We start from the raw sequence: 14520 nt of genomic DNA on the forward strand, positions 1-14520 counted from the left end.
ATGCTTTTTTAACCGATCATCATTTTCTCTATTTCTTCCAGCGATTTTCCTTTGGTTTCAGGAATCCTGACGATAATAAAAAGAAAGTAAGCAAAACAAATTACCGCGTGGATCACGAAAGTGAGTGGCAGTCCCAGGTATCCTTTCATAACAGGAAAAGAAGCCGTTGTGAAAAAATTGGCGATCCATAAAGCAAGGGTGGCAAGTGCCATGGCATTGCCCCTGATCCGGTTGGGGAATATCTCCGACAGGGCAACCCAGGTAACAGGACCCAGTGTAGCCGCATATATAGCGATAAAGGAAAGCAGGAAGATCAGCACATAAATACCCGGTAGCTGCCAGTAAAAAGCGGAAGCCAATGCAAGGGCATCTATACAAAGTAAAAGGGTGCCCCACATCAGCAACTTTTTCCGGCCCGCTTTATCAATGGTGGTGATAGCAATGAAAGTGAATATAAAATTGATCAGCCCTATAATAATCGCTTGTAAGAAAGCACTATCCTGCGACATCCCGGCTTGTTTAAATAATTCGGGCGCATAGGAGAATAAGGAATTTTGTCCTACTGCCTGTGAAAAAACAGCAATAACAATCCCGGTAAACACAATTGGCCAGATACCTTTGCGGAATAATTCAGCTACACTTCCTTTAGCCTGGTGCTGATAGCTTTCAACGATTTGCCCGGATTCAAAGCCGGCATATGCTGTTCCACCGATCCGCTCCAGTATAGTGAAAGCTTCCTTGGAACGTTGCTTCCCGATCAGCCACCTGGGACTTTCCACTACAAAAAATAAACCGGCGAAAAAGAACAGGGCAGGCAGCGATTGAGAAGAAAACATCCACCGCCAGTTATGGACGCCGGTATTAAGCAGCAGGTAGTTTGAAAGATAAGCGAGCATAATTCCGCAGACAATAGAAAGCTGGTAAAAAGATACCATCCTTCCACGCATGGAGGCAGGTGAAATTTCAGCCACATACATGGGACATACCAAAGCAGCAGCACCTACGGCTACGCCACTCAGCATCCGGAAAAGGATAAAGCTGTTAAAATCAGTTGCCCAACCGGTACCAAGACCTGTCACCGCAAATAAAACAGCACTAAACATCAGGGCCTTTCTTCTGCCTAGTTTATCACTCAGTTTACCCGCCATCAACGCGCCTATGGCCGCACCAAGATTGATACAGCCAACGGCCCATCCGGTAGACAATTCGTTCAGATTAAAATAGTTTTTAAAAAAGGGGATAGTTCCTGAAATAATAACCAGGTCAAATCCAAAAAGTACCCCCCCCAAGGCTGCTACAGCACTGATAATATAAATATACCTGCGGTTATAGTTGTAGCTGATGACAGGTACGCCTGATTTAACTTCCGGGATAAATGCCATGTATGTTTTTTAAGCGGAGGAGTTTTATTGTAAAGACTTATCATCTTCTTTTCTTAAAAAATCAGCGGCGTCCTCATTCACCCCTTTCGCTTCCCTGCTTAGCAGTGCGTCATCCGGCACCACTGCAATGGGTGTAGTACTGGATTTATCAGACGCAGAGTCATTGTAACCAATATTCGCCTCACGGTTATAACAGGAGATCAGGGACCATCGTGCATTATCTGAAAGATTGGCTTCAGAGCGGTGCAGCAGGTTGCTATGAAAAAAAAGTGCATCTCCCGCTTTTAATTCTACATAAATATGTTCCATGGTTTTTAAAGCCAGTTCCACATAAGTTAGAGAAGCGCCATTTTGTTCACCGGCAAATCCATGTTCTACCCGGCCCATTTTATGCGACCCTTTGATCACTTGCAGGCAGCCGTTTAGCCGGTTTGCATCAGATACGGCAATCATAACAGACATCATCTGATCGGGAAAGAGGAACTGATTTTTATACCAATAGCCATAATCCTGGTGCCACTCCCAGGCCCCGCCTACCCTGGGCTCCTTTTGCATTAGTTTGGAGTGAAAATGACAAACCGCGGTGGTTCCATCCATCAGTTTGTCAACTGCATTGACCATCCTTTCACTGCGGGTCAGCAATCCGTAAATATCATCGCCGGGTTTGTACCATAGCGACAGCTTACTGCGTTTGCCACTACTATCATTCACATCAATAGCATGTTTGCTAATGGTATTGTCGTCAATGGCTACCTGGTAAAGTTTCTTTGCTTCTTCTTCCGTAAAAAAACCAGGGATGATCAGGTAACCCTGATCCTGATAATCAATAATCTGTTGATTGGTTAGCGTAATCATGATGTTGATTATTTAAAATTTTAAAGAGGCTATGCACGCATGCACTGGAACGGGAACTGTTTAGCTATTCATAACGGTTCTACTAAAATAGGCAGGTTATTTTAGCAAGAGCTCCATTATACTATTCAAAAACTAAACTATTTTAACAGAAAAATCCATTTTTTATCTTTATTTTATGGAATATCATCAAGTCGCATGAAACCACTGATCCAGAAACTACCACTAGGTGAGCATCATTCTTTTGTTGCCCGCACCTATCGTACACCACATTTTGAAGTGGGCTGGCATCAGCATATCGAGTATGAGCTGACGCTGGTGACCGAAGGTTCCGGTCTTTGTTTTGTGGGCAACCATGTCAGCAAATTTGAAACGGGTGACGTTTACTTTCTGGGCACCAATCTTCCTCATACTTTTCAAAAAATAGATCCGGTATCAATAGGCAGTTCTATGGTTATCCAGTTCTGTGATGATTTCTGGGGCGCCCATTTTATGAACCTGCCTGAAAGCAGGCAGATCAAACAACTATTTGAAACATCCCGCTACGGGCTGAAAATAACCGGTGAAAGCAAATCCAGGTTACAGCCACTGATAAGAGAACTGGAGTTCGCAACCGGCTTTAACCGCATCCTGCTGTTGGGTAGTTGCCTGCAGATCATGGCAGAAAAAAGGGAATACCTACAGGTGTCTACCCAGGAAACAAGACAACTAAACCATAAAGACAAAGAATGTATAGATAAAGTTTTCCGGTTTACCATTGATAACTTCCGGGAACCGGTAACGCTTACCGGGGTGGCCGGTATTGCCTGTATGAGCATTCCGGCTTTTTGCCGGTATTTTAAAAAGCGTACCCAAAAAACTTATTTTGATTTTTTAAATGAAGTACGCGTTGGCTATGCCTGTACCTTACTGCTGGAAACCCGGAAGCCCGTATTAAATATTTGTTATGAAAGCGGTTATAATACCATCGCCAATTTCCATAAGCAGTTTTTAAAAATTAAAAAACTTACGCCCTTGCAATACCGGAAATATTTTGCCGAAGATCTTATAAACAGTCATCCGGGTGATATACAATAGCACCGGGCTGCATCCTTAAAAAGTGTCTTTTTTTATTTTATTTACACCACCCCATCATGGGTAATTTGTTATTCTTTCTGTTGGTGGCTGCCCCAAAAAACGATATATTAGCGATATTCAGCAAATCAGCAAACTGGCATTAACACATATGTACGACCCTTACGGGCCGTCATAAAAGTACATTAAGCAATATTATAAAACCGATTATCTCTGTATGCATGTACCACAATTAATTATTGACCTGGCATTGATTTTAGGCGCGGCGGGTATCATTACTTTACTATTCAGACGGCTGAAGCAGCCTATGGTGCTGGGTTATATTATAGCGGGCTTTATAGTAGGCCCCAATTTTCATTTATTCCCTTCTATCAGCGATGGGGAAGGGATAAAAATTTGGTCGGAGATCGGCGTAATTTTCCTTTTATTTTCACTGGGACTGGAATTCAGTTTCAAGAAACTGATGCGGGTAGGAGGCACGGCTACCATAACGGCATTTGTGGAGATAGCCTGTATTACCGTAGCCGGTTACTTCACCGGGCAACTGATGGGATGGGGTGTGATGGACAGCCTGTTCCTGGGCGGGTTACTCGCCAGCTCCTCTACAACCATTATTATCAGGGCATTTGAAGAGTTGGGCATTAAGCAAAAGCCTTTTACCAAAATAGTTTTCGGGGTACTGGTGATAGAAGATATTGTGGTGATCCTGTTGATGGTATTATTATCTACCATGGCAGTGAGCAAACAATTTGAAGGCACCGAAATGCTTTTCACCATTACCAAACTGATGTTCTTCCTGGCCGTATGGTTCCTGGCGGGCATCTTCCTGTTGCCTACTTTTCTCAAAAAAATGGAGAAGTACCTCAACAACGAAACATTACTGATCCTCAGCATTGCTCTTTGTCTTGGTATGGTGATCCTGGCTACACAGGTAGGCTTCTCTGCTGAACTGGGCGCCTTTATTATGGGCTCCATCATTGCAGAAACGACTTCGTCTGAAAAAGTGGAACACCTCATCCAGCCATTGAAAGATCTTTTCGGCGCTATCTTCTTTGTATCAGTGGGTATGCTCATCAACCCGGAGATGATCGTAGAATATAGATGGCCGGTATTATGGATAACATTGTTAACCGTTTTTGGTAAGTTTTTCACTACTACGCTGGGTGCACTGATTTCCGGACGCCCCCTGAAAGAATCAGTACAGGTAGGTATGAGCATGGCGCAGGTGGGTGAATTTGCTTTCATCATCGCTACCCTTGGTGTGACACTGGGGGTAACCAGCTCCTTCCTGTTTCCCGTAGCAGTAGGCGTTTCCGCTATCACCACGTTCACTACGCCGTATATGATCAAGTTTTCCACTCCGCTGTATAACTGGATGGAGAAAGTTATTCCGGCACGGTGGCTGGCGGCGCTCAACCGCTATAGTGCCAGTTCCCAGACCCTACAGGGCGAAAGCGACTGGCGTATTGTACTGCGCTCCTACCTGAAAGTGATCATCTTAAACAGTGTGATCCTGATAGCGATCATCCTGCTCAATACCTATTATGTTAGTCCGTTTATAGCCAGACATCTGGAGAATCAGCTGGTGGCCAAATTTATTGCGGTGGTATTAGCCATTGCCATGATGGCGCCGTTCATTTCGGCACTCACCATAAAAAAAGTACAGGGCAGCGCCTACAAAGCATTGTGGCTGGATTCCAAATACAACCACGGTCCGCTGGTAGTGGTGGAAGTGGTCAGGAACGTACTCGCCGTGATGTTGGTAGGTTTCCTGCTCATCCAGTTCTTTCCTTTCTGGCAGGCATTGCTCGGCACTTCTATTGTTATGCTTATTGTGTTGCTGGCCTTGCGTCAACAGCTACAGAAATATTACAACCGTATTGAATCCCGCTTCCTGAGCAACCTGAATGCCCGCGAAGATGCAGATGCCGCCGCTAAAAAAGCACAGGCAGCAGACCTGCTACCCTGGGATGCACAGGTATCTGAAGTAGAAATCAATCCGTGGTCTACCCTGATAGACAAACCCCTGGCTGATTTGCAGCTGCGTGAAAAATTCGGTATCAACGTAGGCGCTATCAAAAGAGGCGACATCACCATCTACGCACCCACCCGTGAAGAAAAATTATTTCCGTACGACAAAATCATTGCTATCGGCTCAGAAGCCCAGCTGGAAGAGTTCAACCGGGTATTGAACACCCTGATCCTGGAAAGAAATGATGATGTATCAGATGAAAATATCGGGCTGACCAGCATTGTAGTAGATGAACACAACGGCCTGAAAGGACAGACGATTCGCAATTCCGGCATCCGTGAAAAAACAAAAGCACTGGTAGTAGGTATTGCCCGTGGTGGTGAACGTATCCTCAACCCCGCTTCTGATACCCAGTTTGAATGGGAAGATGTGGTTTGGCTGGTAGGAGACAGGAAGATGATTGCTGAGTTTACAAGGAAAGGATAAAAAGAGATGTAGGGATTTTTTGATTTGCGAATTTAGGAATTTGAAATGCAGCGGAGATAAACACATACGCTTAAATCTCTGCTGCATTTCAAATTCCTAAATTCGCAAATCAAAAAATCCCTACATCTCTTTTAGTTGGATGGACTGAAGTTGTAGCGGATCGTTACACCATATGTCCTGGGATCACCCAGTACTGCAGCATATTGTCCTGCATTACCTGCTGCTACAAGCAATTGCTCAAAGTAATTTTTGTTGAAGAGATTACGTCCCCATACAAATAAGGATACTCCTTTTGCTGCGCGGAAGCCAATCCTGCCGTTTACCAGCACGTAGCCGTCAATATTCAGGTAAGGAGAAGGGGATGGACTGGAAGAAAATTCAGAGCGATAGTATCCATCGAGCGCCAGGAAGTATCTTCCGCCCTGGCCCAGGAATTTTCCACCGATGGATGTTTCAGCGCCCAGGGAAGCTGCCCATTTGGAAATGCCAGGCAGCCTGCTGCCGGAAATGTCCTTAAAGGCGTTGGCACCTCCGGTTTCTTCCAGTGGTACCGGTGCATTTTTGAAAGATTTGTACTTCCCATCTGTATAGGATGCCGCGCCAAAGATAGAGAACTGATTGCTAAACCTGATGTTACCATCCAGTTCGGCGCCACGCACCTGCACTTTTTCCGCATTGGCAAGATAGCCACGGTTTACGCCCAGTTCAGCTGTCTGTACCTGTGTCTGGAAATCCTTGATATCTGTATTGTAAATAGCCAGGTTCAGGGTAGAGGACGCAGAAGGGGTTGTTTTGATACCTACTTCAAAGTGCTGCACATATTCCGGTTTGACCTGTGCCAGTTCCAGCATCGGTTTACCATCGGCGGTTGGAAGTCCACCAAGATTAAGTCCTACAGGTTTATAGTTGGTGGAGTAGGTGGCGTAAGTATTGATATTGTTGTTGGCTTTAAACGCAATGGTAAGTTGGCCGGTAAGGTTGGTGTTATCCGTGTTGGCGGAAAATACCTGGTCTGAATACACTGCTTTCTTCAACGCCAGTAATGCGGGGTCTGTAGTTTCAAGGCCGCCATAAGTTTTGCGGCTGAAATCCAGCTTTTTTTCATCATAATTATACCGCAGACCAGGGAGTACGTGCAGCTTTTCTGTGATGGCCCAGTCCAGTTGTCCGAATACCGCCGCGCTGACTGTTTTCAAACGGGAAGTTGTGTGAATACCGTATCCGTCCAGTAACCCCGGGGTTTTCCATAATTCGCTGGTGGTAGTCTGTGAGAAACGCCATTGCGCCGAACCAGATTCTTCGATATGTACAGGATCTGTCTTAAGATCCTGACCGATTGCGAATACGCCGATCACACCACTCAGTTTAGAGGAGAAATCACCGGCATACCTTACTTCCTGTGACCATTGCTGGTGTTTGGAGGTAGCTTGTGATAAGGACAATACAGACAACCCGGTAAAGTCACGGTCGTTGGAGGGATCCCAATTCCAATAGCGCCAGGCAGAGGTTGCGGTCAGCGTACCACCGCCTATTTTCGCGTCAACGTTTACGGATACCCCGCCCTGGTCATTACCGGAGCGCCAGGGGGTGTTATTGTCGATCACCCGGTCGAAAGCATTGCGGCTGGGGAGTTGATAGTTAAGGTCCGCGATGATATTGTCGAACTGCCGGTAATCAGCACGCTGTGTTTTTACGACACCCGCTATTACCTGCGCATATCCTTCTGGGCGCTGTTTGGAGGCATCCCCGGTGAGGGTGATATTCACACGTTCCGAGGCGGTATACAGGAGCTGAGCCCGCGCGCCGATGTTGTTGATATCATTCACATTTCTCTGGGTAGACACATTGTAAACGGTACCATCGCGCTGTGTACCGGAGAAGGAAACCTTACCGGCCAGCTTGTTGACAATCTTACCGGTAACAGAAGCTTTTGCCTGAATGTATCCGTAGTTGCCATAACTAACTTCCGCGGTAGCACCCGGAGAAAAGGAGGGTTTACGGGTGGTAATGTTCAGGGCACCTGCCGTGGTGTTCTTGCCGAACAGGGTACCCTGTGGGCCACGTAATACTTCAATCTGCTCAACATCTATAAAATCAAATGTAGTGGCCGCAGGGCGCGCATAATACACACCGTCCAGGTAAAATCCAACACCCGGATCAATACCGTCGTTGGTCAGGCCGAACGTAGATCCGAGGCCGCGGATATTGAGCGTGGTGTTACGGGGATTGGAGGAATAGAGTTGCACAGAGGGGATCAGCTCTTTCACCCGGTTCACGTTAAAAGAGCCGGATTCCTCGATGACGCCACCCCGTACCACTGAAATGGCAATAGGCACATTTTGTATTTTCTCGTTACGGCGACGTGCAGTAACAGATACCTCATTGATTTGGCGGCTGTCTATTTTGAGAATGATCTCCACGTTGCTGTGGTTTTGCGCTGTCACTTCCACTTCACGGGTGGCAAAACCAATGGATCTAACTGTCAGGGAAGCGGGAAAGGGGGCATAGGTGCTCAAACTGAATTCTCCCTTATTGTCTGCAATAGCATAGTTGGTAGAACCATTGAGATTAATGGTAGTACCAGGTACAGGGGATCCTTCTTCTCCCTTAACAACACCCTTAATTACTTTTTGTGCAATTGCGGTGTTGACCACAAAGGCTGTAAGGAATAGCAGCGATAGTAATCTTTTCATGATAATGATAATATAGGTTATGTGATGATATTTGGTTGCTATAATAGTCTATATAGTCTACCAACTTGGTAGACAAATATAATACTGTGAGAGAACTTTTTTATATTTTTTTTAACAATGCAGGATTTATGCTTGGGGAGAAAACGAAAAATTAGTGGGGGCGAGCGTTAAAGTGTATGCGTTATAAAGTGGAGTTATTGATGGTAGTAATTATTTATTTATTTAGAGATGTAGATATTTACATCTCTAAATAAATAAATAAATGCTTTCTATCCTTTCTTCAAAAAGTCTCTCAACACAAACTGTAATATTCCGCCATTGCGGTAGTATTCAATTTCTATAGCAGAGTTTAAGCGGCATTTCGCTTTAAAAACGATGGCAGCTCCTGTTGCCGGTTTAGCCGTTACCGTTACTATTTTTCCAGGAGTAAGATCTTGTGCAATATCCGTGATGCTATATGATTCTGTACCGGATAATCCCAACGATGCTGCGGTTTCTTCATTCACATATTCCAGTGGGAGTACACCCATTCCTACCAGGTTGCTGCGGTGAATCCGTTCATAGCTTTCTGCAATAACAGCTTTCACGCCCAACAGGTTGGTGCCCTTCGCGGCCCAGTCGCGGGAAGAGCCGCTGCCATATTCTTTGCCGGCCAGTATGATCAAAGGCACTTTTGCCGCAGCATATTGTATGGCGGCATCGTATACAGACAGCACCACGCCCTGCGGAATCATAGTAGTAAAGCCACCTTCTTTGGGAGAGAGTTCATTTTTAATCCGCACGTTGGCGAAAGTACCACGGATCATCACTTCATGATTCCCCCTGCGTGAGCCGTAAGAATTAAACATCTTAGGATCTATGCCGCAGTCCAGCAAATATTTGCCGGCAGGCGTATCTGATTTGAAAGAGCCTGCGGGTGATATATGGTCTGTAGTAACAGAATCGCCCAGTTTCAGCAATACACGGGCGTCTTTAACGTCTTCTATCGCAGCCCATTCTTCCGGCAGCCCGTTAAAAAACGGCGCTTCTTTGATGTAGGTAGAGGTCTGGCTCCAGTGATAATCTTTCCCGGATGGCGCCTGTAGTCCTTGCCATTGTTCATCTCCATCGAATATAACAGCGTATATTTTTTCAAAATCTTCCTGCTTCACAGCAGCAGCTACAGCTTCATTGATTTCCTCCTGGGTGGGCCATATGTCGCGCAGAAACACGGGTTCTCCGTTAGGATCGTAGCCCAACGGATCGTTGAGCATGTCCACATCGATGCGGCCGGTGATAGCATAGGCCACTACCAGCAGTGGCGATGCCAGGAAGTTCATCTTCACCTGCGGATGTACCCTGGCTTCAAAGTTACGGTTGCCGGACAGCACGGAGGCGACAATCAGGTTGCCCCTATCCACTGCTTCTGCAATATGCGGTGGCAGCGGACCACTGTTACCAATACACGAAGTACAGCCATAGCCTACGGTATGAAAACGCAGTGCTTCCAGCTCATATAACAATCCTGAACGTTTCAGGTATTCCGTTACTACCCTGGAACCAGGCGCCAGGCTTGTTTTTACCCAGGGCTTCACATTCAGCCCGCGGCTGATGGCTTTCCGGGCTACCAGCCCCGCACCTATCATTACACTGGGATTGGATGTATTGGTGCAACTGGTAATGGCGGCGATAGCAATAGCGCCATCACTCAGCACATATTCCTCATTTTTTAGTTTGATGCGGACTGATTTCAGGTAGTCCACTTCCACGGCCACCTCTTCCACATGTTTCTGAATTTCGTAGGTGAAAGTGGTACCGGAGCCGCCTTCCGACAGCCAGGCGGTGTCGCGGCGCTTGCTTTCCGGCGTATACATACGCTTGAATTCTTTGTTGAGCAGCATTTCAAAATCCGCATGTACATTCTTTACAAGGATGCGGTCCTGCGGCCGCTTGGGGCCTGCCACGGCGGATTGCACCTGCGACAGGTCCAGCTCCAGGATATCTGAGTACGTAATATTTTCATTGCCATGACGCCAGAGCATGTTCTCTTTGCAATAAGATTCTACCAGCGCCACCTGTTCTTCAGAGCGGTTGGTGCGGCGCATGTACTGCAAGGTTTGCATGTCAATGGGAAAATAGGTAACGGTGCAGCCAAACTCGGGCGACATATTCGAGATGGTGGCACGGTCGGGTACTGATAAATGATCCAGTCCGTCGCCAAACACTTCCACAAATTTATCCACTACTCCGTACTTGCGGAGCATTTCTGTGATGGCCAGCACCATGTCGGTGGCGGTAGTGCCTTCACTGAGCAGTCCTGTGAGCTTCAGCCCTATCACCTGTGGACAGGAGAAATAAATAGGCTGTCCCAGTATAGCGGCTTCTGCTTCAATGCCACCTACACCCCAGCCCAGCACACCGATGCCGTTGACCATAGGCGTATGCGAATCCGTACCTACCAGGGTATCGGGAAACAGCCAGCCATCGCGCTCAATCACGCCTTTGGCAAGGTATTCCAGGTTTACCTGGTGACAAATACCCATACCCGGTGGTACAACGGTAAAATTATCAAAGGCTTGCTGCGCCCATTTGAGCAGCTGATAACGTTCTTTATTGCGTTGATATTCGTAGGCTACATTTTTAGTATAGGAATAATCCGTTCCGAAGAAATCTACCTGCACAGAATGGTCCACTACCAGGTCTACCGGGATAGCCGGATTAATACGCGACCCATCCTTCCCTTTCCGGATCACTTCCGCGCGGATAGAGGCAATATCCACAACAGCGGCCACACCTGTAAAATCCTGCATGAGTACCCGCGCCGGTTTAAAAGGAATTTCCTTGTCCATGCCCGCCGGCACCCAGTTTACGAGGGTATCGAGATGTTCTGCTGTAATGGCAAAGTTATCCTGGTTGCGCAATACATTTTCCAATAAAATCCTGATGGAGAAAGGCAGCCGGGAAATTTGCCTGCCCTCTTGCTCCAATTTGCTGAGAGACGCGATTCGTTGTTGCATAGTTCTGTATTGATGACGTATCTTTCAAACAACAAAGGGACCTTTTTGTTTATTATCTTCCCGGCTTAAAATTTTTATTATTTTCCTGTTCCCTTCATTTCCAGGTCTGGCTTACGGCTTGTTGCAATGACTGCGCATTCCGTTTAGCCATGCCCGTTGGATATATCCATCCACCAGTGTTGCTGTGGATAACTTTCGCCGATGATCACCGGCTCGCCTATGAGTGGCGTGGTGGTAGCCATTCCTTTCTCCGCCGCGCTTTTCACAACACGGATGGCGGGTTCGTCCCACGGGTGATTGGCCAATGCAAATTTTGCCCAGTGTACGGGCAACAATACTTTCGCATCCAGGTCGATGGCTGCCTGCACCGTTTCTTCCGGCTTCATATGAATGAAAGGCCAGGAGTCGTTGTACTGTCCGCATTCGAGGATCGCCAGGTCAAACGGACCAAACTCCTCCCCGATGGCTTTAAAGTGCGTATCATAACCGGAGTCGCCACCGATATAAATGGTATACCCGAAAAGTTGCAGTACAAAAGAGGCCCAGAGACTGCCGCCTCTTTTAATCCCCCTGCCGGAAAAATGACGTGCAGGCGTGGCCGTTAGTGTGATCTCTTCCGCTACTTCCACGGTATCCCACCAGTCCAGTTCCGTGATATGCCGCTGACCCATACCGCAACCCTGCAGATCTCTCCCTACACCCAATGCGGTGTACACTTCTTTCGTAATCGGTCTTAGCTGTGCAATGGTTTTTTTGTCAAGATGATCATAGTGGTTATGCGTAATGATCAGCATATCGATGGGTGGCATATCCGCAGCACTGTATACATTTGCACCGGGAAACGCTTTCACCATAAATGACATGGGGGCGGCGCTGCCGCTGAAAACAGGGTCTACCAGGATGTTGATATCATTGATCTGTATCAGATAAGAAGAATGCCCGAACCAGGTTACTACCGGTTTTGTTGAATGAACGGTTTTCAGATTTCTTTGTACGCTGGGCAAAGGAGCAGACGGCCTGATCGTGTCAGGCCGTCTGAAGCTGTCTTTTAATAATTTAAAATAAGATACCTCTTCCAGCTTCATGGGAGTGAGTGATAAATTCTGAAACGCCCCGTTTTTAAAATTGCCGGACTGAAGTAACCTTTCTCTTATTCTTGCGGACTTGTATAGCATGTTGGTGTATTACTGCTACAAAAGTACGGATATTCTGCGCACACCATCAGAACTTCTATCATGATTAACGTACAAGCAACTTCTTTCCGCGGGCCATGAGCCGCAACAGGCGGGTGTTACCAAAGAATGCGGAATGATACCTGGCTTCTGTGGTACGGCGCATTCCGTATTCCCGCAGTACCGCATCAGCCGTGACGAGGCCGGTTACTTTATCTTTATCCACTACCGCCAATACATCGTTGCTGTATTTATTAAACAGCGCCGCCACGGTAGTAATATCATCTCCTGCATATACAAAAGGCGACGTATGATCCTGTACAGATTCCACCGTGGCCGTTTCCACACCGGATAATTTATCCCGGCTCAGGTATCCTTTGAAATGGCCGGCTGCATCCGTTACCACCATCTGACGGTGATAGTAAGCGTAATTGTCCAGCAACATGTTTACCTGTCCCAGTGTCATGCTATCCAGGAGCAGCAGCATCGGCTGCACAGCTACAGTAGATACGCTGATCTGCTGCATCACATCAGGGGTATACTCATCCGGAGCAATGATGCCCCTGCGCCGGATTCTTTCTGTCATGATGGTACCTTTCATCAGGAAAAACGATACAAAATAAGCGGTGGTACAAGCGCCTATTAGTGGCAGTAATCCATGTGGCTGCCCGGTTGTTTCCATGGCAAACACAATGGCGGTAAGTAATGCGCGGGATGAGCCGGCAAACATCGCTGCCATGCCTATCAGTGCTGCCGTAGCAATATTGATATCGCTGCCGGGAAATATTTTTAGTACATACACACCCATCAATGCGCCAAAAGCGCCGCCGATAGTGAATAACGGCGCCAGTGTTCCACCGGAAGTACCGCTACCCAGTGAAATAACCCAGGAAAGATATTTCAGTACACAGAGGGAGATGATCAGCGCCATAGACAGATTACCCGTCAGGAGGTCTTTGATATTATCATAACCCACACCCATGGTATGCGGTGCATAGTAACCAATCACACCCACCACTACAGCGCCCAGCGCGGGCCACCACATCCAGTGGATCGGTAATTTTTCAAAGAGATCTTCCACCAGGTATACTGATTTGGACACCAAAGCGGCTACTACGCCAATGGCAGCACCCATCAGTACATAAGTGATCAGTGCCACATCAGATACTGCCGGGATCGCCGGCATCGCAAACACCGGCTCGTTGCCAAAAAACAACAGGTGCATTCCCGCGCCGGTAACACAAGCGATGGCTACGGGAATAACAGAGCGGGGAGAAAATTCAAACAACAACAGTTCAATCGCCAACAGGATGGCCGCCAGCGGACTACCGAAAATGGCCGCCATACCGGCACAAGCGCCTGCTGCCAGCAACACTTTGCGCTCTGCCGAAGAAATATGAATGACCTGACCGGTAAATGATCCGATGGCACCACCTGTGGCTATGATAGGGCCTTCCGCACCAAAGGGTCCGCCCGTACCAATGGAAAGGGCAGCCGACAAAGGTTTCAGAAGGGTAATGATAGGAGGTATCTTACTCTCATTCAGGATAATATTTTCCATGGCTTCGGGAATCCCGTGTCCGCGTATTGCTTTACTGCCAAAACGCGCCATCACGCCTACCAACAGGCTACCGGCTACCGGAATCAATACCACATACCATCCCAGGTGGTTACCTGCCGGTCCTTTTTCTGCAAATGTAAATTCCCCGTAAAATGACAGGTTGGTAATTAAATTAATCAGCATTACCAGCCCTTTTGCAACAGCACCAATCACCATTGCGTTGATAAGTGCCTGTAAACTTAAATAAAGTACTCTTCTTGATACTGCACCAGCCAATTTTGGCTCTTTTATATGATCCATAATATATTAAGTGACAACTATTTTCTTAAATT

The 14520-nt window shown here is 47.0% G+C and carries 8 protein-coding genes; 2 read left to right on the forward strand and 6 right to left on the reverse strand.

The genetic code is table 11. From position 1 onward, the window contains the following. Nucleotides 1-8: 8 nt before the first annotated feature. Complete coding sequence (locus ABQ275_RS17170) at nucleotides 9-1382, reverse strand: sugar porter family MFS transporter (protein WP_349314381.1); 1374 nt, start codon at nucleotides 1380-1382, stop codon at nucleotides 9-11. Between the two features lie 24 nt (nucleotides 1383-1406). Then, nucleotides 1407-2237 carry a phytanoyl-CoA dioxygenase family protein gene (locus tag ABQ275_RS17175; RefSeq protein ID WP_349314382.1) on the reverse strand — a complete coding sequence of 277 codons (831 nt, stop codon included), beginning with the start codon at nucleotides 2235-2237 and terminating at the stop codon, nucleotides 1407-1409. 195 nt (nucleotides 2238-2432) lie between these two features. Between ABQ275_RS17175 and ABQ275_RS17180 the strand changes: the two genes are divergently transcribed. Next, entirely contained in the window at nucleotides 2433-3311 is an 879-nt protein-coding gene (locus ABQ275_RS17180; RefSeq protein ID WP_349314383.1) for an AraC family transcriptional regulator, read from the forward strand. A gap of 214 nt (nucleotides 3312-3525) precedes the next feature. Further along, complete coding sequence (locus tag ABQ275_RS17185) at nucleotides 3526-5766, forward strand: cation:proton antiporter (protein WP_349314384.1); 2241 nt, start codon at nucleotides 3526-3528, stop codon at nucleotides 5764-5766. Nucleotides 5767-5897: 131 nt separating this feature from the next. On the opposite strand, the gene ABQ275_RS17190 is transcribed toward ABQ275_RS17185, so the two are convergent. The 4 genes from ABQ275_RS17190 to ABQ275_RS17205 all read right to left on the reverse strand — a co-directional run bounded on the left by ABQ275_RS17190 (nucleotide 5898) and on the right by ABQ275_RS17205 (nucleotide 14488). Further along, nucleotides 5898-8459 carry a TonB-dependent receptor gene (locus ABQ275_RS17190; protein WP_349314385.1) on the reverse strand — a complete coding sequence of 854 codons (2562 nt, stop codon included), beginning with the start codon at nucleotides 8457-8459 and terminating at the stop codon, nucleotides 5898-5900. Nucleotides 8460-8728: 269 nt separating this feature from the next. After that, the gene (gene acnA / locus ABQ275_RS17195) at nucleotides 8729-11455 is read right to left on the reverse strand and encodes an aconitate hydratase AcnA (protein ID WP_349314386.1); all 2727 of its coding nucleotides are present in this window, start codon (nucleotides 11453-11455) and stop codon (nucleotides 8729-8731) included. Nucleotides 11456-11598: 143 nt separating this feature from the next. Continuing rightward, nucleotides 11599-12630, reverse strand: a complete 1032-nt coding sequence (locus tag ABQ275_RS17200; protein ID WP_349314387.1) for an MBL fold metallo-hydrolase — start codon at nucleotides 12628-12630, stop codon at nucleotides 11599-11601. Between the two features lie 64 nt (nucleotides 12631-12694). Beyond that, nucleotides 12695-14488, reverse strand: coding sequence for a chloride channel protein (locus ABQ275_RS17205; RefSeq protein ID WP_349314388.1), 1794 nt, complete (start codon nucleotides 14486-14488; stop codon nucleotides 12695-12697). Between the last annotated feature and the right edge of the window lie 32 nt (nucleotides 14489-14520).

This window comes from Chitinophaga sp. MM2321 (assembly GCF_964033635.1).
In the GTDB taxonomy this organism is placed as follows: Bacteria; Bacteroidota; Bacteroidia; order Chitinophagales; family Chitinophagaceae; genus Chitinophaga.

What these genes read in the sequence shown, in the direction of transcription:
- ABQ275_RS17170 (WP_349314381.1), bottom strand. Translation starts at nt 1,382, where the DNA reads ATGGCATTTATCCCGGAAGTTAAATCAGGCGTACCTGTCATCAGCTAC.
- ABQ275_RS17175 (WP_349314382.1), bottom strand. Translation starts at nt 2,237, where the DNA reads ATGATTACGCTAACCAATCAACAGATTATTGATTATCAGGATCAGGGT.
- ABQ275_RS17180 (WP_349314383.1), top strand. Translation starts at nt 2,433, where the DNA reads ATGAAACCACTGATCCAGAAACTACCACTAGGTGAGCATCATTCTTTT.
- ABQ275_RS17185 (WP_349314384.1), top strand. Translation starts at nt 3,526, where the DNA reads ATGCATGTACCACAATTAATTATTGACCTGGCATTGATTTTAGGCGCG.
- ABQ275_RS17190 (WP_349314385.1), bottom strand. Translation starts at nt 8,459, where the DNA reads ATGAAAAGATTACTATCGCTGCTATTCCTTACAGCCTTTGTGGTCAAC.
- acnA (WP_349314386.1), bottom strand. Translation starts at nt 11,455, where the DNA reads ATGCAACAACGAATCGCGTCTCTCAGCAAATTGGAGCAAGAGGGCAGG.
- ABQ275_RS17200 (WP_349314387.1), bottom strand. Translation starts at nt 12,630, where the DNA reads ATGCTATACAAGTCCGCAAGAATAAGAGAAAGGTTACTTCAGTCCGGC.
- ABQ275_RS17205 (WP_349314388.1), bottom strand. Translation starts at nt 14,488, where the DNA reads ATGGATCATATAAAAGAGCCAAAATTGGCTGGTGCAGTATCAAGAAGA.